The sequence below is a fragment of the Tritonibacter horizontis genome (genome assembly GCF_001518015.1).
GTDB lineage: Bacteria > Pseudomonadota > Alphaproteobacteria > Rhodobacterales > Rhodobacteraceae > Epibacterium > Epibacterium horizontis.
The window spans coordinates 1-24,445 of record NZ_LPUY01000033.1 but is presented as its reverse complement, the minus strand read 5'-3'; the positions used below and the strand labels follow the sequence as shown (position 1 = coordinate 24,445).

At 60.8% G+C, this 24,445-nt stretch carries 27 protein-coding genes and 2 pseudogenes; 18 read left to right on the top strand and 11 right to left on the bottom strand.

Going from position 1 to position 24,445, the window contains the following annotated elements:
* The 6 genes from TRIHO_RS05485 to TRIHO_RS05455 form a co-directional block, all read right to left on the bottom strand.
* Nucleotides 1-690, bottom strand: a 690-nt coding sequence (locus tag TRIHO_RS05485) for an ArdC family protein (RefSeq protein WP_068241064.1), incomplete at its 3' end; no start/stop codon positions are given.
* Nucleotides 691-731: 41 nt separating this feature from the next.
* Nucleotides 732-1,202, bottom strand: a complete 471-nt coding sequence (locus tag TRIHO_RS05480) for a hypothetical protein (RefSeq protein ID WP_232367724.1) — start codon at nucleotides 1,200-1,202, stop codon at nucleotides 732-734.
* 1,219 nt (nucleotides 1,203-2,421) lie between these two features.
* The gene (repC, locus tag TRIHO_RS05475; RefSeq protein ID WP_068241060.1) at nucleotides 2,422-3,633 is read right to left on the bottom strand and encodes a plasmid replication protein RepC; all 1,212 of its coding nucleotides are present in this window, start codon (nucleotides 3,631-3,633) and stop codon (nucleotides 2,422-2,424) included.
* A gap of 213 nt (nucleotides 3,634-3,846) precedes the next feature.
* Complete coding sequence (gene repB, locus TRIHO_RS23185) at nucleotides 3,847-4,776, bottom strand: plasmid partitioning protein RepB (RefSeq protein WP_082705044.1); 930 nt, start codon at nucleotides 4,774-4,776, stop codon at nucleotides 3,847-3,849.
* Nucleotides 4,760-5,953, bottom strand: coding sequence for a plasmid partitioning protein RepA (gene repA, locus TRIHO_RS05460; RefSeq protein WP_068241054.1), 1,194 nt, complete (start codon nucleotides 5,951-5,953; stop codon nucleotides 4,760-4,762). The genes repB and repA overlap by 17 nt, the downstream gene beginning before the upstream one ends.
* Nucleotides 5,954-6,087: 134 nt before the next feature.
* Complete coding sequence (locus TRIHO_RS05455; protein WP_068241052.1) at nucleotides 6,088-6,969, bottom strand: recombinase family protein; 882 nt, start codon at nucleotides 6,967-6,969, stop codon at nucleotides 6,088-6,090.
* Between the two features lie 124 nt (nucleotides 6,970-7,093).
* Here TRIHO_RS05455 and TRIHO_RS05450 point away from each other — a divergent pair, with 124 nt between their 5' ends.
* The 3 genes from TRIHO_RS05450 (at nucleotide 7,094) to TRIHO_RS05440 (ending at nucleotide 8,154) form a co-directional block, all read left to right on the top strand.
* The gene (locus TRIHO_RS05450; RefSeq protein ID WP_068241068.1) at nucleotides 7,094-7,351 is read left to right on the top strand and encodes a type II toxin-antitoxin system ParD family antitoxin; all 258 of its coding nucleotides are present in this window, start codon (nucleotides 7,094-7,096) and stop codon (nucleotides 7,349-7,351) included.
* A gap of 187 nt (nucleotides 7,352-7,538) precedes the next feature.
* Entirely contained in the window at nucleotides 7,539-7,814 is a 276-nt protein-coding gene (locus TRIHO_RS05445; RefSeq protein ID WP_068241050.1) for a ribbon-helix-helix domain-containing protein, read from the top strand.
* Nucleotides 7,801-8,154, top strand: coding sequence for a type II toxin-antitoxin system RelE/ParE family toxin (locus TRIHO_RS05440; protein ID WP_068241048.1), 354 nt, complete (start codon nucleotides 7,801-7,803; stop codon nucleotides 8,152-8,154). Before TRIHO_RS05445 ends, TRIHO_RS05440 begins: the two co-directional genes overlap by 14 nt.
* A gap of 10 nt (nucleotides 8,155-8,164) precedes the next feature.
* Here the strand turns inward: TRIHO_RS05440 and TRIHO_RS05435 are convergent, their stop codons facing one another.
* Entirely contained in the window at nucleotides 8,165-9,274 is a 1,110-nt protein-coding gene (locus TRIHO_RS05435; RefSeq protein ID WP_068241046.1) for a tyrosine-type recombinase/integrase, read from the bottom strand.
* Between the two features lie 113 nt (nucleotides 9,275-9,387).
* Here TRIHO_RS05435 and TRIHO_RS05430 point away from each other — a divergent pair, with 113 nt between their 5' ends.
* Nucleotides 9,388-10,272, top strand: coding sequence for a DUF1403 family protein (locus tag TRIHO_RS05430; protein ID WP_068241044.1), 885 nt, complete (start codon nucleotides 9,388-9,390; stop codon nucleotides 10,270-10,272).
* 2 nt (nucleotides 10,273-10,274) lie between these two features.
* Nucleotides 10,275-10,889 (top strand): SMC-Scp complex subunit ScpB, encoded by a 615-nt coding sequence (scpB, locus tag TRIHO_RS05425; RefSeq protein ID WP_068241042.1) that lies wholly within the window; start codon nucleotides 10,275-10,277, stop codon nucleotides 10,887-10,889.
* Between the two features lie 610 nt (nucleotides 10,890-11,499).
* Here scpB and TRIHO_RS05420 read toward each other — a convergent pair.
* Complete coding sequence (locus TRIHO_RS05420; protein ID WP_068241040.1) at nucleotides 11,500-12,129, bottom strand: FMN-dependent NADH-azoreductase; 630 nt, start codon at nucleotides 12,127-12,129, stop codon at nucleotides 11,500-11,502.
* 28 nt (nucleotides 12,130-12,157) lie between these two features.
* On the bottom strand, nucleotides 12,158-13,105 hold the full coding sequence (locus TRIHO_RS05415; RefSeq protein ID WP_082705043.1) for an alpha/beta fold hydrolase: 948 nt from the start codon (nucleotides 13,103-13,105) through the stop codon (nucleotides 12,158-12,160).
* A gap of 174 nt (nucleotides 13,106-13,279) precedes the next feature.
* Between TRIHO_RS05415 and TRIHO_RS05410 the strand changes: the two genes are divergently transcribed.
* From TRIHO_RS05410 to cysE, 10 genes are all read left to right on the top strand, one after another.
* Nucleotides 13,280-13,903, top strand: a complete 624-nt coding sequence (locus TRIHO_RS05410; protein WP_068241038.1) for a CGNR zinc finger domain-containing protein — start codon at nucleotides 13,280-13,282, stop codon at nucleotides 13,901-13,903.
* A gap of 119 nt (nucleotides 13,904-14,022) precedes the next feature.
* Nucleotides 14,023-14,424, top strand: a complete 402-nt coding sequence (locus TRIHO_RS05405; RefSeq protein WP_068241037.1) for an SRPBCC family protein — start codon at nucleotides 14,023-14,025, stop codon at nucleotides 14,422-14,424.
* On the top strand, nucleotides 14,421-15,233 hold the full coding sequence (locus TRIHO_RS05400; RefSeq protein ID WP_068241036.1) for an RNA polymerase sigma factor: 813 nt from the start codon (nucleotides 14,421-14,423) through the stop codon (nucleotides 15,231-15,233). The genes TRIHO_RS05405 and TRIHO_RS05400 overlap by 4 nt, the downstream gene beginning before the upstream one ends.
* A gap of 225 nt (nucleotides 15,234-15,458) precedes the next feature.
* A complete protein-coding gene (locus tag TRIHO_RS05395; RefSeq protein WP_068241035.1) occupies nucleotides 15,459-16,361 on the top strand; it encodes a helix-turn-helix transcriptional regulator in 903 nt (300 codons plus the stop codon).
* Nucleotides 16,362-16,453: 92 nt separating this feature from the next.
* Nucleotides 16,454-17,410, top strand: a complete 957-nt coding sequence (locus tag TRIHO_RS05390) for an SMP-30/gluconolactonase/LRE family protein (protein ID WP_068241034.1) — start codon at nucleotides 16,454-16,456, stop codon at nucleotides 17,408-17,410.
* A gap of 19 nt (nucleotides 17,411-17,429) precedes the next feature.
* Nucleotides 17,430-17,723 carry a DUF1330 domain-containing protein gene (locus TRIHO_RS05385; RefSeq protein WP_068241032.1) on the top strand — a complete coding sequence of 98 codons (294 nt, stop codon included), beginning with the start codon at nucleotides 17,430-17,432 and terminating at the stop codon, nucleotides 17,721-17,723.
* Nucleotides 17,724-17,855: 132 nt separating this feature from the next.
* Nucleotides 17,856-18,464, top strand: a complete 609-nt coding sequence (locus tag TRIHO_RS05380) for a TetR/AcrR family transcriptional regulator (protein ID WP_068241030.1) — start codon at nucleotides 17,856-17,858, stop codon at nucleotides 18,462-18,464.
* Nucleotides 18,461-19,327 carry an SDR family oxidoreductase gene (locus TRIHO_RS05375; RefSeq protein WP_068241028.1) on the top strand — a complete coding sequence of 289 codons (867 nt, stop codon included), beginning with the start codon at nucleotides 18,461-18,463 and terminating at the stop codon, nucleotides 19,325-19,327. The genes TRIHO_RS05380 and TRIHO_RS05375 overlap by 4 nt, the downstream gene beginning before the upstream one ends.
* Nucleotides 19,328-19,660, top strand: coding sequence for a putative quinol monooxygenase (locus TRIHO_RS05370; protein ID WP_068241026.1), 333 nt, complete (start codon nucleotides 19,328-19,330; stop codon nucleotides 19,658-19,660). It abuts the gene before it with no gap.
* 174 nt (nucleotides 19,661-19,834) lie between these two features.
* Nucleotides 19,835-20,638 (top strand): serine O-acetyltransferase, encoded by an 804-nt coding sequence (cysE, locus tag TRIHO_RS05365; protein ID WP_106406152.1) that lies wholly within the window; start codon nucleotides 19,835-19,837, stop codon nucleotides 20,636-20,638.
* A gap of 152 nt (nucleotides 20,639-20,790) precedes the next feature.
* On the opposite strand, the pseudogene TRIHO_RS24130 reads toward cysE, so the two are convergent.
* A pseudogene (locus tag TRIHO_RS24130) lies at nucleotides 20,791-21,087 on the bottom strand (integrase core domain-containing protein); the annotation flags it as partial.
* Nucleotides 21,088-21,130: 43 nt separating this feature from the next.
* On the opposite strand from TRIHO_RS24130, the gene TRIHO_RS23175 reads away from it, so the two are divergent.
* From TRIHO_RS23175 to TRIHO_RS05345, 3 genes are all read left to right on the top strand, one after another.
* Nucleotides 21,131-21,310, top strand: a complete 180-nt coding sequence (locus TRIHO_RS23175; RefSeq protein ID WP_082705040.1) for a hypothetical protein — start codon at nucleotides 21,131-21,133, stop codon at nucleotides 21,308-21,310.
* Nucleotides 21,311-22,164: 854 nt separating this feature from the next.
* Nucleotides 22,165-22,761, top strand: coding sequence for a DUF6088 family protein (locus tag TRIHO_RS05350; RefSeq protein ID WP_068241021.1), 597 nt, complete (start codon nucleotides 22,165-22,167; stop codon nucleotides 22,759-22,761).
* Complete coding sequence (locus TRIHO_RS05345) at nucleotides 22,758-23,771, top strand: nucleotidyl transferase AbiEii/AbiGii toxin family protein (RefSeq protein WP_068241019.1); 1,014 nt, start codon at nucleotides 22,758-22,760, stop codon at nucleotides 23,769-23,771. Before TRIHO_RS05350 ends, TRIHO_RS05345 begins: the two co-directional genes overlap by 4 nt.
* Nucleotides 23,772-24,168: 397 nt before the next feature.
* On the opposite strand, the pseudogene TRIHO_RS23170 reads toward TRIHO_RS05345, so the two are convergent.
* A pseudogene (locus TRIHO_RS23170) lies at nucleotides 24,169-24,445 on the bottom strand (hypothetical protein); the annotation flags it as partial.

Below are 24,445 nucleotides of genomic sequence, written 5' to 3'. Positions count from 1 at the left end.
AACAAGACTTCGCCTGAACAAGCGCGGCATAAACCGGAGCGCGGCATTATGGGCCAGCTCATGGGCCCAGACCCCGTAGAAATTGCGCGGGTCCTGGAACCGCGTGATGGACGGCATGTAGACCTTGTCCACGGGCGGCAAATAGTACGCCTCCGTGCCCGTGAAGACGGTTGTGATGTCGATGGCATCGAAAAACGCCTGCATGTGCGGGATGGGCTCGGACTGCGGATGCTCGGGCACGGGCTCCGGGTCAGGGTAGAAGCTGTCGGGCAGGCCCTCGATCTGGCAGGCATTGAACACACGGTAGGATTTCTGGAAGCGGAAGATACGGGCTTCCTCGGAGTGATCATCCCCGTCGCTGTGATCATGCTCATCGCCGGCGTCTCTCCGGCTTTGACCGTAATAAACGACGACAGAGGACTTTTCGCCCTTGCGGACCTTTGCGTCCAACGCATTGGCCTGCGGCAGCGTCATCCAGAAGGGAGAGCTGTGGCCCGCCATCACGGTCCGCATCGTCAGCAGGAAGTTGTTCACTCCCTGGTAGGGTTCCCCGCCCACGCGCAGGGGACGAGAGCTGCCACCTGCGGTCCATGGCTTGCGCCACGGCAGGACGCCGCGCTCGATGATGCGGATGATTTCGTTTGTGATGACCTCTGAGGCATCGAATTTGGGCGTACGGGATCGGGCCATGGCTGGCCTCCTTTTCGAGTTTTGGTGAGAGGGAGTGGTGACTAGGTTGACCGACAGGGGCGCGGATCGTTAGCGATCCTGGCACCGAGGGCTTCGACCATGTCGATGTAGGTGGTCAGCGACACGGACTTGCCGGGACCCGAAGAGTCAGGGTCGACCGATCTGTCCCGCGCCACCCGCGGCAGGTTCGCGAAGGCGATGACATCGGTGACGGGTCGGATATCGATGAACGGCGTGCCACGTGCGACCGCAAGAGTGGCCAAGGGAAAGCGCTCGATCGGCGCGAAACTCGACACGGTGGTCAAGCCGAGGTGGATGAATGTCCCGACCTCTCCGCAGATCACATGCGCGTTTGCCAATAACGCCGCCTGCTTCAGATAGCCGAAATCACGCAGGACAGTCTCCCGCTCGCGCCGCTGTGCCTGCCTCGTCTGGCCGGTTCGGCGTGGTTTCTTGTGTCGCCACCACGAGGCAGCGGTCGCGCGCAACACGCGCAAAACACCTGTTTGCATGGGAATGTCCTTCATCAGGAACGGCAGACCGGAACCCGGCCCGGACCCATCTGAGGGACCCCAAAGGCCCTCATCCGTCAGTCACAAAACCCGAAGGACACTTTTACTTTTCGTGGACCAAACCCATGAAACACCCAACCGCCACCGAACTGTACTGGTACGACGGGATCAGAACTTCCACAGGGCCCATCGGCTAGACCTGTGGCGGTTCCTTCTTCACGAGATAGCCCAGACCGCTCAATCGGCCCGCAACTGCCAACTTCTTCGTAGAGCGTGCTGATACTTTGGCTTCCCGTCGATGTAGCGAATCGGCTCCCTGGAAAGGGAAACCATGTTGATGAAGGCTGTTATGGGCATGATTTCTCATCGCGAATACCAAAAAACGCAATAACCTATTGTTATTAAATCGTTTTCCCACATCTGATGGATCAAATCATTCCGCAGCCAACATCAAAGCACTCTTTTGAATAGTTCGGGTGTCATGAAATCAAGAGATTGAGTTGCAACCGCTGTTCTGAGATGTCCTCGTCGCCCACTACGACCAAATCAGCGGAACGCGGGACCGCTGGCAACTAGCTGCTGCGCTTGAGGAGCCGATTGCCTCGCTGGCCATGTCGCCATTATCGAATTGACTGAGAAGTTATGGGGTCCCCTTCCCAGCGCGCGGGAATTCGAGGATCGAACCCTTGGTCAAACGGTTTTGGTAACCATCGATCGTCTGCTCCTTGTGCGCTACGGCCCGTAGCCACGATATCATGCAACAGACATCCACAACCTACCTCTCAAGCATTAGCACCGATGAAGGCCAAGCGAATATCCGAGGCCAGGACCCAAATCGCCGTCAGCAGGCGCCGGATAGCGTAGAGCCAATTGTTGAGGGTATTCATCATCAGATCTCAGACATCGAAAAGGGCAGGGGCCGCGGAGGCGCGCAACTGCTAGGTTGGCTGCAGCGCAACACTCTGTATGTTCTTCGCTAGCCGCCTTTGCGCTACTAGCGGCGATGGTCACCAGCTGAGGTTTTATCATGATGATCGGGATGCCCTCGTCATCAGATCTTCGCCGCGACGAAGGCGAAAGCCACTTTCACGATCTCAAATATCGCCACACCTCAACCCCCTAACTTTTCTCTCTCGAACACCGTTTGTGTGCCGAGAGCCTACTTAACAGCTGTTAAGTTATGCCATGCCAGCCGCACGAGATCGGAGTTTAACAGCTGTTAAGCCGCGTTCCGCCGGCCAATCAATGCCATGACCATTGGGCCACAGGAAAACTCGCCTGCCGCAGCTTTGGTAGTCAGAGCTCGCAAGTATCCACCAGGCGATCTTATGTCGGCGAAGCGTTCCAGCATGGCAGCAACGACGATCGACGCTTGCTCCGGACCCATGAACCGCTGTGCTTCTTCCCATGCAGACGCACTGATCCCCATGGCTGGCCGCACATGGCACGCCGCATCGAAGAGCTGATGCCAATGCCAGATCTCACCTTGGTAGAAGGTCTTGAGCGAGGGACATGCCGCGATCACTAGGTGGAGCGGGATCTTTGGCAGGTGTCTTGTGCCCTGTTCATCGACGTCAGCCACAGGCTCATCCGTGTCCACATCTGGCACACCCGCCGCCGCCCCGCTTTTTTCTAAAGCAGGTTCAAGATCTATAGATTCTTTATTTGAATTATGATGGTGACGCTCAGATTGGGCATCATTGGTGTTCATTTCTTCTGTTTCAGGGCCATCAATGATGTTGCGTGCCTGGTCAAGGAGAGCTTCAAGGTCGGCTCGATAGGCCGCAAGGTCCTCAATTGAAAGCTTGCGGCGAAGCGCGCGGGCAGTGAGGGCAGCCTTGTCGCGAAGCTGATCCCAGAAGCCTAGGCCTGGCTGCATCTCGTCTCCGAACTCTGCGAGGGCCGCGAGATCACGCCGCATGAGGCTTACGACCTCTCTCAGACGCCTGACGCGCTCCTCAGCCTCACGTATGGCCTCTGCCGCCCGTGCTATCTCCTCGGACTGGCAATAGAGCGGGGAAAGATCGAAGCCAAAGGCGACGCGCTCTTCGCCGTGCTTGCGGACGTAGCGCTTTCCATTGGGGCTATCACGCCGCTGGAGCAAGCCAGCCTCGACAAGACGCGCGAGGTGACGACGCATAGTGGAGCAGGGCATACCATTCAGGCGCTCACAGATCGCCTTGTTCGAGGGGAAGACTACCATCTCGGCGTTCCCGCCAAGTGCATCGTCTGGAAAGAAGCTGAGGAGCCCCTGCAAAACAGTCAAATCACGTTCTGACACGCCAAAGGCCGCTTGCGCCTTGGAGAGCTCGCGCAGGAGTTCCCACTTGTTAACGGGTCTGGCCGGAACAGATGCCTCAGGTCGCTCGATGACGCGCAAATGGCCGTGCGAAATCGGCCGCATAAACGGCGAAATTGGTGTGTAATCCATGAAAATGTTCACGAAGACAAAAATTCTAGGGCCCGCGAATCGCTTTGCGCTTGCGGGGTAGGGGCCAGAGCGCTACATTCAGAGGTGCGAAAACTGAGATTTTGTAGCGGGCTGATCCCGGTGCGAAACCTTACAAAGGTCTCGTGAAGCTAGCTTCTCGGGGCCTTTTTCTTTTTGCCTGTATCGTGCCTCCTTCTTGTTGGTTGCTCTTCCTCAGTCTTCTGAACGCTTCCAGCGCTCATGAAGCTCGGTAATCAGCTTTGGGGCATTGCCCTCCAACCAGCTGATAAAATCAGGTTCATCCGTCGTCAGATCGAGTTTAAGCTGCTTGCCTTGGCGGCCGATCTTGACCGTCGCAGCTCCGACACCGGGGATCGCCAAAGCAGGCACGCCTTTTCTAGACGGGCTTGCTTTCTTCTCTGCGCTCTTCGCAGCTGCCAGAACTGCGAGAAACGCACGCTCAGAAACCTCACCGACCGAGCCGGAACTTTCGGACTTAGCAGCATGAGCTACGGCTTGCAGTTGGTCTCGATCACCGTCGTAGGCACCCAAAGCCTTTTTGAGCTCTTCCCATCTCGGGCGACCAATCCCGGGAGCCGCACCAATTGCCTGGATGAGTTCTTCGCCGACCGTCCGAACGACACTCAAGAGTTGTGAAACCCCAGCTTCGTGGAGGTTAAGGACTTCGGCGACACCTCGATTGGTGCGCTCAGCCCCTTCCAAATGATCACCGTCCAGAAGTGCCGTCGCAACGAGCGCACGCTCAATAAAGCTCAGATCACGACGCTCTTGGTTCTCGAGAAGCTGATCTCGAAGCGCTTGATCACCCTCAACCTCTGTGACGATGGCTCGAACTTTGATACCGAGTTCGCGACATGCTTCTAAGCGTCTGCGGCCATAGATCAGGTTGTAGCGATCGCCTTCCAGTGGGCGGACCAAGACAGGCACACGCTGACCGTTCTTGGAAATAGAGTTCTTCAGGCCCTCAACTTCAATCTGAAGCCTGTCATCCAACCGTCCTTCGGTAACAATCTGCGCCGGATCGATCTCAAAAACACCGCCACGCAGTCGGCGCCCTTCAAGAGCGTCAGGAGCGTTGCGAAGGGTCTGCAGCGGCAGGCCAAGTTTAGGCTTTCTTGCCATTCCGCCCCCATGTGTTCTGGATGATTTCAGCGATCTCATCGTTCACTGCGTTCATAGATTCGATCGCACGATCAAACGTCTGACGCGTGAAGTCCCTCTTGTCAGCTTCGTAGAGCGTTTGCTTGGTCAAGCCGGCATCAGAAATTGCGGTCGATTCAACCATGTGATTGGTCAGGACCGACCTCCCAAACAGCCCGCGAATGAAGGCGATGACTTCGGTTTGTGGCGCGTCGCCGACTTTGTATCGCGTTGGCAAGAAGCGCAGCCAATCGAAGCGCAGATTTGCGCCTGCATCCCTGATTACTCCCAGGAGATCCGCCGTCATTCGCAGGAATTGGGACATCGACATAAGGTCAAGCATCTGCGGGTGAACCGTCACGAGGACGCCCGAGGACGCGGAAAGTGCTGACATCGTCAAGAAACCAAGCTGCGGCGGGCAGTCGATCACAACAACGTCGTAGTTCGCTTCAACACTATCGAGTGCGTCATGAACTCTCGCGAAGAACGCTTTCGCTCCGTCTCGCTGGATAGCAGCAGGCGTCTCGTGCTCGAACTCCATGAGTTCAAGGTTGCCTGGGATGAGATCAAGGCCGCGAATGTAAGTCTTGCGGATCACTTCGGAGATCGGAACCGGATCGTCGTAGCGAACGGCATCATAGAGGGTTCCGCCCTCCATGAGGTCGAGTTCTGGCTGAATTCCGTGAAGAGCCGAAAGAGATGCTTGGGGGTCGAGATCGATCGCAAGAACTCTGTACCCCTTGAGCGCCAAGCGCTGAGCGAGGTGAGCAGACGTCGTTGTTTTGCCGCTTCCGCCCTTGAAGTTCACCACTGAAATGACTTGAAGCTCGTCACCGTCGCGACGCCCAGGCACGTAAGTTCCAGACTTTTTTGCGTTTCCTTCAAGCGTCTGCCGGATTTCCCAGATATCGTCGAGCGTATAGCGGCGATGACTTCCCGCCGTCGTCTCGACGTCAACGATCTTTCCTTCTCGATGAAGCTTCCGAAGATAGGTATGGTCGACGCCAAGGAGCTCAGCAGCTTCGCCGCTGGTCAAAGTGCGCATCACCTTCTTTGCATCCGGTGGGAAGTGCGCAGCGCGCTGAGCATGCAGGTTCGACGCGAGAAGTTCCGCGTAGTGCCCGATGGCGATATCTAGATCTTGTTCTGCTTCGCTCATGTCTGCCCCGATCCGTGGGCGCGTTTTTTATGTGACCGCGCGTTATTTTTCGAGACTATTGCCCGACCAGCCAGATTCGTGCAAGCACTTTCTAGATTTAGTGGTAATCCGTTAAGCCAACACAAGTGTCGTGTTCACAGGAGCCCCAACTTTTCCGCACGCTCAAGCAGCATTTTGACCGAAGACGGCTGCCAGCTAGTACGGCCTCGAGGGGTGCGCTCACGCATCGATTCTAGCCGGTCGCAGATCGCCTGCAGTGTGATTTCGGGGTCCGAGCCTTTGATGGCAGCCACGATAGCTGGCAGGCGGTCATCGGTTTCGCGGCGTCCGGCGCGGCCAAGCACTTCATCTGGTAGAAACCCGTCGCGGACATAGGCTTTCACAGCACGGAGTAGGCGGCTTTGGGTCCAGTGCCGGTCGTGGGGCAGGGGGCCATTAATGATTCGCAAAACATCTTCCCAGGCCATATCCGGCCGTAGGCGTCGCACGTGGGGCACCCAATCCTGCGCGGTTTCGTTCAGGCGCTCCATGTAGCCGTCCTGTCGTGCCAGCCGCACCTTGCGCAGCGCGTCGGGGTCTTTGGTGCGAAGCCCAGGATTGCCACCAACGCGCCCTTTGGCGCGCGCAGAGGCAAGCCCGGCCTTTGTGCGCTCACGTATCAGCTCGCGCTCGAACTCGGCCGCGGCGCCCAGAACCTGCAGCGTGAACTTGCCTTGCGGGGATCCGGTGTCGATCGGGTCCTGAATGGAACGAAAGAACGCCCCCTTGGCCTCCAACCGTTCGATCACCTCGAGAAGGTGCGACAGAGACCGTGCGAGCCGGTCGATCCGTACGACAACCAGCGTGTCGCCCTTGCTAATGCGCTCCAGCAAGCGGGCAAGCACCGGCCGGGCACGATTGCCGCCTGAGGCGTGCTCTTCGAAGATCTCGACGCATCCCGCAGTTTGCAGGGCCTCAGACTGGGGCAGGGGGGTCTGATCCTCTGTGGATACGCGCGCATAGCCTATCAGGGGCATGAAAATCGGCCGTTTGCAATTTCATATACCGTTACTAAACGACCGTTTGGCGACCGCGATGTGAATGTCCAAAATATGACCGAACATAGTATTGGCATATATTGCCAACGAAGGGATTTGTGCCATGGTGACACGCAATGTCGTTCTGACCGAAACCCAGGACCAACTGGTGCAGGCTTTGGTGGCGTTCGGACGTTACTGGAACGTCAGCGAGGCGATGCGCGCAGGGCTTCGTCTGTTGGAGCCGGAAGAAGCTCAGCTCGCCGGTATCCGACAGGGCTTGTTCGAAGGATTGGCGCAGGCAAAGTCGGGTGAGTTCGCCGAAGGTAGCGGTGACGACGCGATCCGGCAGGCCTTTCGACAAGCACGCGCATCTTCATGAGCCGATCCCTGCGGCTGACCCGGCGCGCGGAGGCCTGCCTGGTCGAGATTGCCCAGGTGGACGATAGCAAAATTCGGTCTCAAGCAGGCAGACGTCTCTGAAGCAGGGCCGTTCAAACGCCATCGGGCGGTCCTGAACTTGAAGTCGGTGCTACTAGGTGTTACCTTTCAAAAGAAGGAGCCTTGGCATGACCGTAAAATCTTCGATTTCCTTGACAGACCCGCAAGCGCGCTTTGCCCGCGCCCTGGTAGAATCGGGGCAGTACTCCAGCCTCAGTTCCGTGCTCCAGCAGGGTCTGGAACTTCTGCGACAGAAGAATGAGGCTGAAGAATTAGAAGTGGCTGCACTGCGCCAACTCGTTGATCGACGTATGTCCGGGCCGATGATCTCTGCCGGTGAAATGGATGCCCGCGTAGAACGCATGATTGCCCGCAAGCAGAAGTCGGGCAATGTGGGAACTTGAGTTTTCCGCGGAAGCAGAATGGGATTTTGAACTGATCTTCGACCATCTCGCGCGGTCATATGTCGACCTCGGCGATGACCCGGATGCCGCACTCACTCGGGCGGCCGATCGGATCCGGGGTATCCGGTCTTCAATCGATACATTGGCGAAATCGCCCTTCATCGGAACGCTGCGGCCTGACATCATGGCGAATCTTCGTTTCGTTCGGCTGGAGAAGACGGTGATCTGGTTTCTGCCCGACGAAGATCGAGCTTGCGTTGTCGTGATCGCGCTCTTCTTCGGAGCGCAGGATCATATTCGTCACATGTTGGCGCGCTTACTTTCGGGTCCGACAGAGTAGGGCAGGGGGGCTACAGCCCTGCCGCCTTTGTCAAATTCACCCGGAACCTATCGCGGCGACGTTGATAGCGGCGGGTCATTTCTGCTGAGGCGTGGCCGAGTTGTTTCTGGACATAGCGCTCATCGACCTCGGCGGAACTGGCCAGACCGGCGCGCAGTGAGTGACCGGAAAAGAGCGCGAGCCGTTCTTTCTCGGGCAGGTCTGACCGGATACCGGCGTCGAGCACGGTGCGCTTGATCAGGCGTGCAACGTGTTTGTCGTTCAGCCGGGTATTCATTGCCTTCATGCCGTCCCGCGAGGTGCCTACAAAGATGGGGCCGAAGTCGATCTTCACGAAGTGCAACCATTGCTCAAGCGCATGCACGGGACAGGTTTGATCCTTGGACCCGCGGCCAATCTCGACCTCACGCCAGCCAGTCTTGGCATTGAGGGTTAGCAGGGCGCCCTTGTCGAAGATCTCGATCCAGCCGCCCGAGTCCGGTGTGTCGTCCTTGTGCACGTCGAGGCTGACAATTTCTGAGCGTCGGAGGCCCCCAGCATAGCCGAGGAGCAAGATGGCCCGGTCTCGCAGACCGCGCAGGTCGTAAGGCAAGGTGGCCACCATCGCGAGTATGTCCTCGGCCAGGATCGCTTCCTTTTGTACCGGTGGACGGGCGTGTTTGCGTTTGATCCCTGCCAGCACGGTGGCGATGTGACGGTTCTTGCGGTCGAGGGTGAAGCCGCGTTGTGCATAGTTCCAGCACAGGCCCGACAGACGCCGGTCAATTGTCGACGGCGACAATGGCGGCGTCTTGCCCGTGGGGGCGGCGAGGTCCGCCAGATACAGGCCCACAATCGCAGGAGAGGGGGGCAGGGGGTCACAGCCCTTCAGCCGGCACCAGCGGGCGAAATGCGCCCAGTCTGCCTTGTATGCCTTCAACGTGTTCTCGGACGCTGCGGCCCGTGCATAGTCGCGGGCGGTGTCGGCCAAACGGTCCAGCGTGCCGGACCCGGCGATAGGAGAGGGCAGGCCGAGAGTCGCGACGGAAGATGTGTCTCTCTCGGCGTGCTCGTTGGGTGACGGGGCATTCGCGGCGTCTGAGCTCGATTTCTCGTTCATTTTTGACATGTCGCGCAGCATATCTTTATGTGTCCGATAATGCAAACTTATTGGACATGATTGAGAACGGCAAGGTGGGGCGGTTAGTGCGCTATTTGCTGGCAGAAAGCGCCGCGGGAGACTAGTGTTGTGGCATGACATATCAGGCCGCCACTATTTCGAACCACCTGAACACCCTACCGCAGCTGCCGGGATGGGTCACCTCTGGACGTGCCGAAACCCTTGAAGATGTTGCGTTTTTATCAGGTGCGGCGCTGGCGCATCTGCATCTTGTGTTGGCGCAAGGGGACCTGCCCCACGCCTTGTTCCGGGATCGGCTCGCGCTGCGTGCCGCAGAGGCTTGTGTCGCGTTTTCCGGGCGACCGGAGCGGGCGGCGGAGCTGCGCGATACCGTGCACCTTCTGCGACCCGGAGACCTGCCCGGACCGGCGGGGAAGATCTGCCTCGCCTGGCTACGCGCGGTGGAGCGGCCGATGTCGGTCAAGGCTCTCGGCCGAGCCTTACCGACCCTCGAGCCGGGCCAGATAGGCGCGTGGCTTGATACAGGGAAAGGGGCGCCGGTGGCCCGGGCCGCGATGGCGCTGGAGGCAGTGCTGCGCGAGGCGCCACGTGCCGAAGTTCCAGCACTGATCCTCGCCGATGCCGCTCTCGCGCAAGCGCTTTGCTGGGATCATCTCGTGCCGCTACTCGCCGCGGGCCTGAAACGCGCTGACTTGCGCAAGCATGGGGACGACTTGCGTCTCGCCTGTCATCGGTCGCTCGTCTCATCGGCGGTCGAGGCCGTGCGGCAGGCTGCCGACCTCGCGCGCCGGGCGGCGCATCTGAAAGCGGTTGCGCCAAAGCTGCGGGCGAAGGGGGCGGGGGAGGCCGTGGAGATGTTCCTGACCCGCGATGCGGTGGCGCCTTCGGCCTTGCCCTTGCCGGACCGCGCTGCGCGGCGGCTCTGCGACCGGCTGGTCGAACTCGGCGCGGTGCGTGAGCTGACCGGCCGCGATACTTTCCGGCTCTACGGGGTGTAGCGATGGCAAAGGACAGATCGGAACCGGAGCTTGATCGCGCGTTGACGGACCTGCCGCCGGAGCTGCGCTGGCGGGAATGGATGCGCCGCATCGAGGGGGTGCTGTTTGCCTCTGCCTCCCCTGTGCCGCGCGAAGATCTCGCCCGCGTGGTGGGGCAGGAGGCCTCGGTCGATCTGCTGGTCGAGGACCTTGCCGCCGATCTGGAAGGGCGGGCCTTCGAGATCGCGCAAGTTGCCGGCGGCTGGATATTCCGGACGCGGAGTACCTATGCGCCGGCGATCCGCGCCGCGGCGGATGTCGGGGACCAACTGCTCGATCTGAGCGAGTTCGACGTCGCGGTCCTGGCCGCCATCGCTTACCACCAGCCGATCACCCGTGACGGGCTCAAGGACATCTTCGGCAAGGAAATCAGCCGCGACCTGATCGGCCGACTGCATGCGCGCAACCTGATCGGGACCGGGCCACGGTCGCCTCGACGCGGGGCGCCCTATACCTTCGTCACCACCGAACAGTTCCTTGTCGCGTTTGGGTTGGAGAGCCTGCGCGATCTGCCCGATCGCGAGCAGTTGGAGGACGCGTGGGTTGTGGGCGCAGCGCCACAAGTCGATTTGGGCTAACGCGTTGGCGATGCGGAGCGTGAAGTCCACCGTTCTGCTTATCGTTTCACTTGCCGTGCAACGATTCATTCGCGTGCCAAGAAAGTTTTACGATTACAATGTGATAATCGTTTCAGGATTTGCAAACGAAGCCTCATGCATCTATTGGCGACAGGGTATTCCCTCCTTGTCGTTGTGGGCGGATTGTGTTGAAAAACTCCGGTTTTCGCGAAAATGGGTGAAAAATTTGTCCATAGAAGGCCTCTCCGAAAATTCGTCGAGGGGGTCGGTCTAAGATCAGCGTTGGCAATGTCCGACGCTCCCAGATGCTCCACAGGGCACTCGGCTTCAATTTGGCAGGAGCACCGAATTCTGGCAGCAAAATACAACCGCCAGATTTTCGGGTTTTTCAACACAATCGGCGGAAAGCGGCCCCGGAGGCTGCTGCACTGCAGACGCAGCAAACCAGTAATAGCGGTCGTTCGTGACGAAGCCCCGTGACAAGACCCCGGGGATGCATGGGCGTCACCTTGGTACATTGATGCCGTCGGGGGGGGACACATCGTCAAAACCGCGCGACTGCCCCCGCACCGCCCCGGCGCAAAGATGCGCCGGGGCCATTCTTTTGCGATCACGCCTGACGCAGATGCAGATCCCGTGCGCGATCGAGCGCCTTCATCTGGTCCCCGGCCGGGTCTGCCGTCAGCAGCGAGGGCTGGAACCGCACGGTTTCGATCTTGGCCACCCCGATGAAATCGAGCCACCAGTCCAAATAGGTCGAATGGTGATCGGTGCCGTATTTGGCGTGTGCCCCCGGCGCATAGACCCCGGAGGTATAGAACACCCGCGCCGACTTGCCGCGCAGCAAGCCGCTGTAACCGGCCTCGGGATCGAATCCGAAGAGCAGGCCGGGCTGGGTGATGATGTCGATATATTGCTTGAGCTTGTAGGGGATGCCGCCGTTCCACATCGGCACCGAGAGCACATATTCATCCGCCTCGATAAACCGGTTTGTGACGGTGACCACCTGGTCCCAGGCGCTTTGGCGCGGCGCGTCCATATCGCCCACGCCGAAGAACGTCATCTTCGCCGCCGCCTTGTCCCCGTCGAATTCGGGCAGATCGGCGTGCCACAGTTCGAGCCGGTCGAGGTGGATATCCGGTTGCGCCATCTGACGCGCCGCAAGATAGGCTTCGGCCAGCTCGCCCGATTGGGACATCGCACCGCGCGGCGAGGCCGCGATATAGAGAATTTTGGTCATTGGGTTGCTCCTTTGGGTTGCAGGGTGATCACTGGGAAAAGGTGTCGCGGATCGCGGCGCCGATGTCCGGGGCGTGGGTTTCCAGCGCGAAATGGCCGGCGTCGAGAAGCCGCGTCTCGGCATCGGGCAGCAGCTTTTGCAGGCCGGTCACGGCATCCATGGTGAAGAACGGGTCATTCTTGCCCCAAACGATCAACGTGCGCGGCTGCGCGCTGGCCAGATAGGCCTGCCAGGCGGGGTAGGCAGCGACGTTGTCACGATAGTTCCACAGATACTCAAGCTGGATGGCATCGTTGCCCGGCCGGTCTAACCCGGTCTGATCGACGACCCAGGCATCGGGGCTCAACCTGTCGCGTCTTGTGCTGCCCTGCTCGTATTGCCAGCGCGTCGTCTCGGGCGCGAGGAACGCGCGGACCGGCGCCTCGGTTTCGGGCGTGCGCTCGCTCCAGTACGGGGAGAGCTGCGCCACCACCTCCGAGGACCAGCCTTCGGCATGCACGGTGGCGTTCTGGAACACAAGGCCCGCGATGCGATCCGGATGAGAGACAGCAAGCCGCATGCCCACCGGACCGCCGTAGTCCTGCATATAGAGCGTGTAGTCCTCGAGCCCGAGAGCCTCGGTAAAGGCGTTCATGGTCTCGGCCAGGGTGGCGAAGTCATAATCATAGTGCTCTGCCGCCGGCGCCGAAGACTGGCCGAAGCCGGGGTAGTCGGGGGCAATGACGTGATAGCTGCCCGCGATTTCCGGGATCAGGTCGCGAAACATATGCGACGATGCGGGGAAGCCATGCAGCAACAGCATGACGGGCGCATCCGGCGGTCCGGCTTCGCGGTAGGCGATCGAGAGGCCGCCAACGTCCGCGCTGCGGTAGCTCACAGGCCAGGAAGCGGGGTCGCCCGCGGCGGCGGCAGAGGCGAAGAGGGGCAGCGCAAGGGCTGCCGCAATGGAGAAGCGGCTCGAGGAAGATCGGGTCATGTTACACCGTTGATTGAGGTTCAAGGCTGGTTCGGTGACCCCCTTGGTAACCGTTAAAAATGGCTTTATACAGTTACTTTATTGTGATGGGGCGCACGGAGTCGTAACTGGTGAAATGCGCTGAAACCGGTTATCAAGGCGAATCGCAGCCTTGCCTCGCAGACGGAGGAGCAGATGACCGAAGGCACAAGACCGGCGCCGTTCTTCATCGGCGAGAGCCCGGCGCTGGATTTCCTAAACAGCGTCGCGATGCCACGCTCCGTGCGCTACGACTGGCTGGAGACCGGCCCCGATCTGTTGGACTGGCTTGTCGCGGCGGGGCTTGCCTCGGAGGTGGAGCTGGCCCCGTTCCGCGAGGCGGCCGCCGCGCCTGCGCTGGAACAGGCACGGCAGCAGATCGTGGCCTTCCGCGAATGGCTCCGGCCCTTCATCGCAGAAGCCAGCGGCAGCGGGTTGAGCGATACGCGCCACCCCGTGATTGCCGAGATCAACGAGGTCCTCGCGCGCGGCGCGCGGTTCTTGCAGATCGCCCCCGCCCCGGAGCCCGACGGCGATCGTGCGCGACCGTTTATCCTGACCGATAGGCACCCGCTGACCGCCCCGCGCGATCTGATCGTCAGGCTCGCGGCAGCCGCTGCGCGCCTGATCGCCGAGGCGGATTTCCACTATGTGCGGAATTGCGAGGGGCCAAGCTGCACGCTTTACTTCCTCGACATCAGCAAGAACCACAAGCGTCGCTGGTGCTCGATGGAGGTCTGCGGCAACCGGGCCAAGGCGGCCGCCCATCGCAGGCGCTGACCGGCGTGCGGGCACCGCCGCAAGATTTCCGGACTTTCTTTGTCACAGACTCGCTTGCCCCCGCCTCTTTCTTAACATGCGGTCGGGACTGGCCCGGCGCAATTCAGCGAGGACGCAAGATGAAAACCCATGACGTGCAATCCATCAGCATCGCAAAACCCCGCGCGGACGTGTTCGCCTATATCGCAAACCCGGCGAACCTGCCGGACTGGACCAATGCCTTCAAATCCGCCGACGCAGAGCGCGCCGAGCTGGTGACCCCGAACGGGGCGGTTCCGATCCGGCTGGAAACCCGCGCCTCGGCCGAGCAGGGCACGATCGACTGGATCATGACGTTCCCGGATGGCTCGGTCGGTGCGGCCTATTCCCGGGTGACCGAGGATGCGGGCAACAGCTCGATCTATTCCTTCGTCCTGATGGCGCCGCCGGTGCCGCTCGAGGCGCTGGAAGGCGCTTTGGAGGCGCAGAAAAAGACCCTCGCGACCGAGTTGGTGTCGCTGCGCAAGCGGCTCGAAGCATGATCCATCTGGACCCGGACCAGGTGAGCGCCGCGCGGCAAGGGGACCGCGCGGCGCTGGCATCCGTGGCGCAGTCCCTGCAGGGCCCGGTCTTCCGGCTCGCCCTGCGGATGCTGGCCCATCCCGCCGATGCCGAGGATGCCACGCAGGAAATCCTGATCCAGATCATCACCCATCTCGGCACGATCCGCGACGACCGGGCCGCCGGGGGCTGGGCGCTGAAGGTCGCCTCCCGGCACCTTGTCGGACAGCGCAAGCGCAGCCGGGTCGAGGCGATGCGGATGAGCTTCAAGGATTTTGCGGACGATCTGGACCAAGGTCTGGCCGACCCCGAAGACGATCCGGCCGACGCCGCAATCACCGCCATCGCGATTGAAGAGATCAAGGTGGGCTGCACGCTGGCGATGCTGACCTGTCTCAGCCGCACCCTGCGCATCGCCTATGTGCTGGGGGATATTTTCGAGATGTCCGACAGCGAGGCGGCGGAGGCGCTCGAGATTTCCGCCACAGCCTATCGGCAAAGGCTGAGCCGAGCCCGGCAGGAGGTCACGCGCTTCGTCAAGACCCATTGCGGGATAGTGGCGCAAACCGCGGCCTGCAGATGCGAGAAACGCCTGACGGCGGCACGGGCGAGCGGCCGGATCACCTTGGGCGCTCCGGCGTTCCCGCTGACCTCGCCGGCCTGCGACATCCGCGACCTGCGGCGGCGGATCAGGACATTGGAAGAGGGGCGCAGGGCGGCCGCGCTCATGCGCTCGAACCCGGATTTTCCGACCAATGTCGGCGATCTGATCCTGGAGGCGATGAAGTAACGCCGCCAAGGGACGGCTTCCACGCCGGTCGGTCTGATCGCTCGAACGCTGGCGGCGTGCCTCCTCCAAGGCTGCGCGGCGGCTTGGCGCGCGCGGGGGGGAGGGGCATCACGCCTGCCCGCATTCGGCCAATTTTGCGCCTCAGACGGCCAAAGGCAAGCTTTGATCCCGGATCGCGCGCAAACCTGTTATAGATGACAGTCGCACAGACGAGGACGCCCGGTGATGATCAAACAGACCATCTTGTCACGACTAGAGAGATCGATCACCACCGCCTTTCTGTCCGGTCAGGCGGCGCGAGGGGTCTGGATCAATGGCTGCCAACAGGCGCAGACCATTACGAGAATGGATATCTCCGCCCCGATGCTGATGTTCCCGATCATCGGGCTCAAAAGGGTCGTCGCGGATCGGCAGACCTATGATGCCCATCCCGGGCAGGTTCTGCTGCTCCCCAAGGGCGTGCGATGCGATGTCGAAAACATTCCAGAGCGCGGGCAAAGCCGGTTTCTGGGCGCGTCGCTGGTCTTTGACCGGCAAACCACGGACCTGTTCGGCAAGATATATTCCGATGGGCTGAAGGACTGGGATCTGACACCGAAGTGGAAGGCCGCCGGATCAGAAGAGCTTTATTCCATCGTCGCGGACTGGATCACGCATGACCAGACCTATCCCGCAGACCTGACCCAGACCCGCCACCGGCTCGTCGAGATCCTCCTGATCCTTGCGCGGCAGGGTCTGGCCGGAAACCTTCTGATCTCGCGCGGGGAAACCCTGTCGGAGCGGATCACCCAACATTTCAAGACCGATCTGTCGCGCGATTGGTCCATGAAGGATCTGACCCGGGTCCTTGCGATGAGCGAGCGGACCCTGCGCCGCCGGCTGCAATCCGAGAACACCGGGTTTCGCGATCTGCTGGAGGATACACGACTCAATCAGGGGGTGGAGCGGGTCATTTCCTCTGACATGCCGATCGGACAGATCGCCTTTGACTGCGGTTACCAGTCGCAGTCGCGCTTTGCCGAACGGTTCCGTCTGCGATTTTCCATGAGCCCGACCGAGTTGCGCGCGACGCAGGGGCGGCCGATGGGCGAGCTGGTGACCCTGAACCCAGCGCGCGCGCGCAATTGACCGTTTGCGGCGCGCCCCTGACCATCCGCAGCGCGAAAGCCCCCCGTATATGGCCCAAGTCTTGTCCAGCAACTCTGGAAAGGACCGCTGTGATGTTCTCCCTCAAACCCCTCCTGTTCGCGGGCGCCGTGATCGCCGCCCTGCCTGCCCTGGCGATGGCAGAAACCGAAATTCCCCTGCCCGATGCCGCATTCGCGCCGGAAGGCATCTCGCATGACGCCGCGGGCAACCTCTATGTCGGCAGCCTGACCCAGGGACGGATCCTCAAGATTTCGGCCACGCGGAGCATCTCTGAATTCGCGCCTGCCGGGGCAAATGGCCTTGTCAGTGTCGTCGGGGTCCATGTCGCGGGCGATGAGGCCTATGCCTGTTCGTCTGATCCGGGCGTCAGCGCATTGACGGGAACGGCCGTCCCGGCACTGACCGCCTTCGACACGCAAACCGGCGCTCCCGCGGGCCGATACCCGCTGCCCGAGGGGGGCATGTTCTGCAACGACATTGCCGCCTTGCCCGATGGCACGATCCTGGTCACCGACAGCTTTGTGCCCCGCATCTATGCCCTGGCCCCCGGCGCGGAACGGCTGGAAATCTGGCTCGACGATGCCCGTTTTGCGGGCGAAGGCTTCAACCTGAACGGCATTGCCTACGATGACGGGGCGGTTTTCGTCGCGCGCTACAACACCGGCACGTTGCATCGGATCGCGCTGGACGCAGAGGTGCGGGCCGGGGCGATCACGGATCTGACGATGTCGACGGAGATCCATGGCGCGGATGGTCTGACGGCCCTGGGCGGCGGCAGGTTTCTGATTGTCGAAGGCGGGGGATTGTCTGCGGGCGCGCGCGGTGCCCTTTGGGGCGCCACCGTTTCGGGTGCTGAGGCGAAGCTCGAGGTGATCGCAAAGGATCTGAACGTCCCGACGACGGCGACGGTCATCGGCCAGACGGCCTATGTCGTCGAAGGTCAGCTCGACCATCTGTTCGACCCTGCGGCAGGTGCGGCCGATCCCTACCGTATCCTTGCGATCGAAATGCCCTCAGACTTTCGATAATCCCGGAAAGGAATTAGCCATGACAACGCATGTTATCGTGCTCTCGAAACCGGACCCCGCCAAGGCGGACGGTGCCAGACGCTACGCGGACGCGGTCCAACCCCTGCTTAAGGCCGCGGGCGTCATCCCGACGCTGCGCGCGCCCGTTGCGGCGAGCGTGGCGGGCAAGACCACTCCGGCCACGGTGTTGGTTCTGGAGTTTGCTGACGCGGCCGCGGCGAGCGGGTTCTTTGATCAGCCAGCCTATCGGGACCTGATCCCGCTGCGGGACGACAGCTTCGCCCATATGGAAATCCATATCTTGGGCGGCTGAGCGATGATTGCGGTCCCGGCCACACCAGGCGGTGCCCTCGCAAGCGCGTAACGCAACTGTGAGGGCACCTTCTCTTTCAATTAATAAGAGACCGGTCTATTCATGAATCTTGAGCAGCAGGAGCCCCCTGAAATGGCACGACCCAAAAACGAGAAGACGCATCTGTCGCACCGAGAGAAACTCCTCGAGGCGGGCGAACGCGCCTTTCGGGAAACCAGTTTTTCCGAGAGCGGGATCAATGAGATACTGGCAGCATCGGGCGTGCCCAAGGGCTCTTTCTATCACCATTTCCCCTCCAAAGAGGCATTCGGGATCGCGGTGGCCGATCGCTACAGCGAGGCGCAGCTCGCGACCGCGAAAACGGTTCTGGAGGACGCCTCGCTCCCGCCCATCGACCGCCTGCGCGCCTTCTTTGAGGGAGCCCGCACAGACATGGGGAACCGCAATTTCCAGCAGGGTTGCCTGGTGTGCAATCTCTCGACCGAGCTCGCCGACGAGAAACCCGCGTTTCAGGCCGCGCTGGATGCGCATTGGCGCGCGCTGACTGCGGTGCTGGAAGACTGCCTTGCCAAGGCCGAGCTGTCCGAACTCGGCCTGCAACATCTCACGCCGGCACAGGCCGCCGACTGGCTCCTGAACTCCTGGAGCGGGGCGCTGACGCGGATGAAGATCCGCGGCAACGACGAACCCCTCGCCCTCTTCATGCAAACCGTTTTCCGACCAAAGGACCTGAAGACATGACCGCAAAAACCATCCTCATCACCGGAGCAAGTCGCGGAATTGGCCTGCGCACGGCCAAATCGCTCGCTGCGCGCGGCCACAGTGTCTATGCCGGAATGCGCGATCTGAACGGGCGCAATGCCGCCGCCGCGACCGAATTGGCGGCATTTCCCGAAGATCGGATCGTGCCGGTCGAGCTGGATGTGACCGACGACGCCGGATGCGCCGCGGCCGTCGCGACGATCGAAGCCGAGGCCCCGATCGATGTGCTGATCAATAACGCCGGGATCATGCCCGTTGGCCTGACCGAGGCCTTCACGCTTGATCAGGCCAAGGACCTGTTCGACGTGAACCTCTACGGCATCATGCGGATGAACCGCGCCGTTCTTGGGCCGATGCGCGCCAGAAAGTCGGGCCTTATCATCAGCCTGAGCTCTGCCGCGGGTCGCTTCGGGATGCCGTATTTTGGCCTCTACTGTGCCAGCAAATGGGCGATGGAGGCGTATTGCGAGTCGCTGCATTACGAGCTCGAAACACTCGGGATCGAGTCGATTCTGGTTGAGCCCAGCGGCCACGGAACCGACCTTGTCACGACGGCCCCCGCACCGGCCGATGCGCCGCGCCTGCGGGAATATGGGGATCTGGCCAAGGGGCGCGAGCGTCTTCTGGGGATGTTTCAGGGCATGTTTGACCAAGGCGATGCGAGCACGGATGCCGTCAACGTCGCCGAGCGCATCGCCGATCTTGTGGACATGACCGCGCCCCGTCCGATCCGGACGCAAGTCGGCCAAGACATGGGGGTTAGGGCCGTGAACGATGCGGTTCTGCCGATTCAGGCCGAGCTCATCAAAGCTCTGAAACCGGTCTATCGGGGGGCTGTCTGAATGTCCGCCAGCACGCCCAAACTGTTTCTCTTCGCGGTGATCCAGACGAAGCCTGAGCATTTCGAGGATGCCAAATCCGCCTTGGATGCGCTCATTCCGCCGACCCTGACGGAGCCGGGGTGCCACCTCTTTTCGGCCTTCGTCAGCAAGGACCGCAGCAACACATTGCATTTGTTCGAGTGCTTCGACGATGAGGCGGCCCTGAACGCCCATTATGCGCAGGACTACACGGTGGAGGTTTTCAAGAAATATGAAACCTGGCTCGCCGCGCCTGTCGAGGTGACGAAGATGTGGGCGTCCTCGCCGGTGAGCTGGGCGCAGTTTCATGCGTAGCGTGACGCCCGGTGCAGTTCTCGGTGACGTTCCAGCTCGCGGGGCCTTCACCGGCCCCGCAAGCGGCTGGGGCCCTATGACCGCGACCTGCGGCCCGCGGTCGATGCCGTCTGACTTTGGTCCGGGCGTCAGCGGCCCGACGCAGTCGATTGACAGTCCGGGATGGGATCAGCCGTGCCAGTGACATTGAGAACGCCCCACGAGAGCCCGTCTCCCTCGCTCTTCGAGCAATGCGTGGCGCAGGCCAACCGGCTGCGCGCGCGCGAACCGATCCTGGCCCGGGTTCTTGCCCCCCTTGCGGAGGCATCATCCCTCGAAGGGATGCTGGCGCGGCACCTGTCCGCGGTCCTTCATGCGCCCGGCGTCGATATCCCCGCCCTGTCGGATCTGTTCGCCGAGGTCCTGCAGACGCATCCGTCGATCACCGGCGCCGCCGTCGCGGACCTCGACGCCGCCTGCGATCGTGATCCGGCCTGCACCAGTCCCTTCCACGCCCTGCTCAATTTCAAGGGGTTTCAGGCGGTGCAGGCCCATCGGGTCGCGCATCACCTCTTGCAAGACAGGCGCGAGGACCTTGCCAGCTGGCTGTCAAATCGGGTCTCGGTGGTCTTGGGTGTCGATATTCACCCCGCTGCCAGGCTTGGACGCGGCCTTCTGATCGACCACGGGACGGGGGTCGTGATCGGCGAGACGACGGTCGTCGGCGATGATGTCTCGATCATGCAGAACGTGACGCTGGGCGGCACCGGCAATGAGACCGGCGACCGACATCCCAAGATCGCCGAGGGTGTCATGATCGGCAGCGGCGCCAAGGTTCTGGGAAATGTCACAATCGGCGCCATGAGCAAGGTTGCGGCCGGCAGTGTTGTCCTGAAGGACGTGCCCCCGAACACTACGGTCGCCGGGATTCCCGCGGAAGTGGTGCGATGGCACGCACCGTCGCAGATGCCATCGCAGGCGATGGACCAACAGATCTGACAGGGCGGCGAAATCGTCCTCGGGCCGGAGCAGTCTTCCGCCGCGGAATTCGCTGCCGGGCTTGGCCTTTCGTCGGTAGTGTCGCAAGGTTTTTGATGGGTGGATCGGATTGGTCCCTTGACCTGCTGCGCCAATGACCTGCCACAGGTCTTTCATCCAGCCGCGATCGGAGCCGGTTGCAGGGTGAGTCCTATTGGCGTGGGTTGAACAATCGCCCGGCGCGCGGAACTGTCATCACGTGCAACGGGACGGGCGATTGCGGTGGTCAGGTGCAGGGCGAAACCTGCAGGGGTTTGGTATCAGAGGGCCGAGTGAGGGCGTTCGGTGTTGTAGTCGGTCCCCCAAGCCGCGATCAGATCACGGGTTTGGACCAGGTTGCGAAACAGGGTATCGTTCAGAAACTCGTCGCGCATCCTGCCATTGATGGGGAAGATGGCCCCGCTCCTGAGAAGGGACCGTATACTGGTCCTACTTTGCAGAAGGAGCATTCCCATGAACCCAGCCACCGTGGGCCTTGATCTGGCCAAGAACGTGTTTCACGTCCATGTCGCCGACGCGTCCGGCAGAACGCTCGACAGCAAGCGGCTTACGCGTCGTGAGCTTCTACCTTTCTTCGAGTCGTTGCCCTCTTGTCTGATAGGTATCGAGGCGTGTGCGACTGCCCACAACTAGGCCCGTCAGTTGCAGAGGCTCGGCCATGACGTGCGCCTAATTCCTCCAGGTTGCGTCAAACCCTTCGTGCGGCGGGGGGCGAAGAACGACGCCACTGATGCGGCCGCCATTTGTGAAGCGGTGACCCGCCCCAACATCGCCTTGTCCCGACCAAATCGCGCGAAGATCAGGCATTCCTGATGCTGCACAGAGCCCGAGGGCTTCTGGTCCGACAGAGAACGATGGCAGCTTGTGCATTCCGGGCGCATTTGGCCGAATATGGAGTTATCGTCCCACAGGGTAGGCACCGGGTCGATGCCCTCGTCGCAAAGCTGGACGAGATACGAGAGGATCTACCGGAGGATGCCTGCTTCGCTTTGGATGCTCTCGTCGGGCAACTGGATGCGCTGAAACAGCAGATCGATGGGATCGACATCCGGTTAGCGGAGATCCACAAAACCAATTCGATCTGTCGCTTGCTTGCGACCATACCGGGGATAGGGCCGATTACCGCAACGGCCTTTGCCGCGACTAGCCTCACAGTGAGCGTCCGGAGGGTCCTGTATTGCAAACTTTTCCTGGTCAATTTCGCCGGGCGAGTCACGAACGTCCGGTTTGGAGAAGCTGCACCGCAGCACCGGTCTTGCGCTGAGCGGTCGCATTGGGCCGTTCTTGTCGCTTGGTCGATGTGGGCCTTACAACGCGAACCCAATTGGTCATGATTTGCCGTCGTCATGAATCTCGTCCTTGTGCCTCAGAGGCTCGGGGAAGGTGTCCCAATAGTGCGATCTGGTCCTAAGCTAGACTGACCCACGGAAGCTTCAGCTTGAAAACTGTCAGAAACCAAGCTATATATCTGACACTAGGAGGCGAACATGCAAACCACATCTCAAGCGATCAAGGCCTATGCTGAAGCGCTGCCGGAGGGTGCGACCCTGTCGGCGCGGGAGTTGTTGCACCTCGGAGAGCGCGCGGCGGTCGACCAAGCGCTGTCGCGGTTGGTTCGGCGTGGTGAGCTAATGCGTGTGAGGCGCGGATTGTTCGCACTGCCCGTGAAAACCCGCTTCGGCAGCCGGGCGCCCTCGGTTCAGGCCGTGGTTGAGCACATTGCGAAATCAACCGGTGAGCGCGTGTCGCAAAGTGGGGCGTCAGCAGCGAACCTGCTCGGTATTTCGACACAGAATCCATCCCGCCAAGTCTATTGGACTTCCGGGCCGAGCCGTCATCTGAAGCTCGGAGCGCAAAGCGTCGAGCTTAAACATGTGCCGAGCTGGCAGCTTCGAGCGCCCAACAGCCGTGCCGGGCACGCCTTTCGGGCGCTAGCCTATTTCGGCAAGTCCGAAGCTGCTCATGCTTTGAGGCGCATCAAAGCGACGTTGAACGAAGAGGAGCAGCGAGAGCTTCTGAGCCTTCGCGCCTCTGCGCCGACCTGGATGGCAAAGGAACTTAGCGCACTTGCGTCATTGCAATGACCGAAAGCCAAACCTATTTTTCGCTGTCGCGCGAAGACAAGATTGACGCGCTGGAAGTGGCCGCCTCGAAACTGGGGCGGCCTGCAGACCTGTTGGAAAAGGACGTCTGTGTCGCTTGGGTTCTTAACGCCTTGTTCGACAGTGATCTCGGCGAACACCTGGTTTTCAAGGGCGGAACGTCGCTTTCCAAGGTCTACAAGGCGATCGACCGGTTTTCAGAGGATGTCGACCTGACATATGACATCAGGCAGATCATTCCCGATCTCATCAAGGATCCTGACGATCCATATCCGCCAAGCCGCTCGCAAGCTCAGAAATGGACCGAAGCCGTTCGGGATCGCTTGGGCGAGTGGGTTGGGTCAATAGTTGCCCCCATGTTGTCGGACAAGGTCAGTGCAGCGGCGCTCCCGGCAGAAATCCGTGTAGAAGGTGACAAGATCTACCTGGACTACGACGCGGTGCGCAGTGGCAGCGGATATGTTCGATCCTCGGTCTTGTTGGAATTTGGTGCCAGGTCCACAGGAGAGCCTGCGCAGCGTCACGAAGTGATTTGTGACCTCTCCGAGGCGCTGCCTGAATTGCTTACGCTCGTCGCCACGCCTCGTGTGATGATGGCCGAACGGACGTTTTGGGAGAAGGCGACAGCCATCCATGCGTATTGCATGCGAGGCGGCGACCGATATGCGCGACATTGGTACGATCTTGAGCGGCTGCAGGCTGTGGGAATCGCTGCACGGGCGCTGGAGGATAAGACGCTTGCTCAAGATGTTGCGAAGCACAAACAGCACTTTTTCCGCGAAACCGACCGCGCAGGTGCGACGATAAACTATGCCGACGCCGTCTCAGGGTCGCTTTGCCTGATCCCAGAGGGAGCGCCCTTGGAGGCGCTGGCCCAAGATTACCAGAAAATGCAGGAAGCGGGACTGCTTCAGTCAGACGCCATCGCTTTCGATGACCTAATGGCTCGTCTGATGGACCTTCAAGATCAGGCCAATAAGCGAGCTGAGTGAGGTGGGGCAAGTTTCTTGCTTTCGGCGTCCTCGTGATCGCCAGAAGGTTCAGCTTCCGGCTTCGTTGCAAACCCATGGTGAGCAAAAAACGAAACACGCCAAACCGGCTTTCATGCCGATCCCGCCTTTGTTGCGGGAAACTGTGTGATTTGATGATTTTGGCGCCTCCTGCCCTTTGGTCAGGACCGCGCTAGTCGGTTGGCTGAGCAGCCGTCCTCCCCTAACGGAAACGCCGCCTCTCCTAGCGACACGCCGCTGGTAGTGCCGTCTCCTTCGGAGACAGCCCGGCCAGCCGTCGCATGGTCATGACAACGCCTCATCTCGGCCGTTCTGGTTGCGGTCGCTGGGGCGGACGCATGACCTCAGTGATCTCGCTGGGTGAGTAACATATGCCGCTTTAAACATAGAAGCGGAATGGCTGTGGTGATCCCTCTTTTGCTGACCCCATCACAAGGATATCGCCTACCATCTTCGCAAAACGGACGGTGACTGGAAGACCGTCGTTAAAGTTGCACGAGTTATAGTTGATTTTTGTTAATCCCATGATGTCGTTGAGTACCGAAGTCAGTGCAGGGCGCTCATACTTTGCACGTAAAATTGTTATGAACAAAGGGTTCGGGTAAGCGGGTAGCCGAGACCGTTCAGGCTTTGTGATTCCAGGGCATGAGAGCGTC

Bases quoted from the DNA above. Each gene is read 5' to 3' on its own strand.
- TRIHO_RS23175 (WP_082705040.1), top strand. From the start codon at position 21,131: ATGAACCCAGCCACCGTGGGCCTTGATCTGGCCAAGAACGTGTTTCAC.
- TRIHO_RS05415 (WP_082705043.1), bottom strand. From the start codon at position 13,105: ATGACCCGATCTTCCTCGAGCCGCTTCTCCATTGCGGCAGCCCTTGCG.
- TRIHO_RS05395 (WP_068241035.1), top strand. From the start codon at position 15,459: ATGATCAAACAGACCATCTTGTCACGACTAGAGAGATCGATCACCACC.
- TRIHO_RS05420 (WP_068241040.1), bottom strand. From the start codon at position 12,129: ATGACCAAAATTCTCTATATCGCGGCCTCGCCGCGCGGTGCGATGTCC.
- TRIHO_RS05400 (WP_068241036.1), top strand. From the start codon at position 14,421: ATGATCCATCTGGACCCGGACCAGGTGAGCGCCGCGCGGCAAGGGGAC.
- TRIHO_RS05480 (WP_232367724.1), bottom strand. From the start codon at position 1,202: ATGCAAACAGGTGTTTTGCGCGTGTTGCGCGCGACCGCTGCCTCGTGG.
- repA (WP_068241054.1), bottom strand. From the start codon at position 5,953: ATGAGCGAAGCAGAACAAGATCTAGATATCGCCATCGGGCACTACGCG.
- TRIHO_RS05370 (WP_068241026.1), top strand. From the start codon at position 19,328: ATGTCCGCCAGCACGCCCAAACTGTTTCTCTTCGCGGTGATCCAGACG.
- repC (WP_068241060.1), bottom strand. From the start codon at position 3,633: ATGGATTACACACCAATTTCGCCGTTTATGCGGCCGATTTCGCACGGC.
- TRIHO_RS05440 (WP_068241048.1), top strand. From the start codon at position 7,801: ATGTGGGAACTTGAGTTTTCCGCGGAAGCAGAATGGGATTTTGAACTG.
- TRIHO_RS05410 (WP_068241038.1), top strand. From the start codon at position 13,280: ATGACCGAAGGCACAAGACCGGCGCCGTTCTTCATCGGCGAGAGCCCG.
- scpB (WP_068241042.1), top strand. From the start codon at position 10,275: ATGGCAAAGGACAGATCGGAACCGGAGCTTGATCGCGCGTTGACGGAC.
- TRIHO_RS05385 (WP_068241032.1), top strand. From the start codon at position 17,430: ATGACAACGCATGTTATCGTGCTCTCGAAACCGGACCCCGCCAAGGCG.
- TRIHO_RS05435 (WP_068241046.1), bottom strand. From the start codon at position 9,274: ATGCTGCGCGACATGTCAAAAATGAACGAGAAATCGAGCTCAGACGCC.
- TRIHO_RS05345 (WP_068241019.1), top strand. From the start codon at position 22,758: ATGACCGAAAGCCAAACCTATTTTTCGCTGTCGCGCGAAGACAAGATT.
- TRIHO_RS05380 (WP_068241030.1), top strand. From the start codon at position 17,856: ATGGCACGACCCAAAAACGAGAAGACGCATCTGTCGCACCGAGAGAAA.
- repB (WP_082705044.1), bottom strand. From the start codon at position 4,776: ATGGCAAGAAAGCCTAAACTTGGCCTGCCGCTGCAGACCCTTCGCAAC.
- TRIHO_RS05405 (WP_068241037.1), top strand. From the start codon at position 14,023: ATGAAAACCCATGACGTGCAATCCATCAGCATCGCAAAACCCCGCGCG.
- TRIHO_RS05375 (WP_068241028.1), top strand. From the start codon at position 18,461: ATGACCGCAAAAACCATCCTCATCACCGGAGCAAGTCGCGGAATTGGC.
- TRIHO_RS05445 (WP_068241050.1), top strand. From the start codon at position 7,539: ATGACCGTAAAATCTTCGATTTCCTTGACAGACCCGCAAGCGCGCTTT.
- TRIHO_RS05390 (WP_068241034.1), top strand. From the start codon at position 16,454: ATGTTCTCCCTCAAACCCCTCCTGTTCGCGGGCGCCGTGATCGCCGCC.
- TRIHO_RS05350 (WP_068241021.1), top strand. From the start codon at position 22,165: ATGCAAACCACATCTCAAGCGATCAAGGCCTATGCTGAAGCGCTGCCG.
- TRIHO_RS05430 (WP_068241044.1), top strand. From the start codon at position 9,388: ATGACATATCAGGCCGCCACTATTTCGAACCACCTGAACACCCTACCG.
- TRIHO_RS05455 (WP_068241052.1), bottom strand. From the start codon at position 6,969: ATGCCCCTGATAGGCTATGCGCGCGTATCCACAGAGGATCAGACCCCC.
- TRIHO_RS05450 (WP_068241068.1), top strand. From the start codon at position 7,094: ATGGTGACACGCAATGTCGTTCTGACCGAAACCCAGGACCAACTGGTG.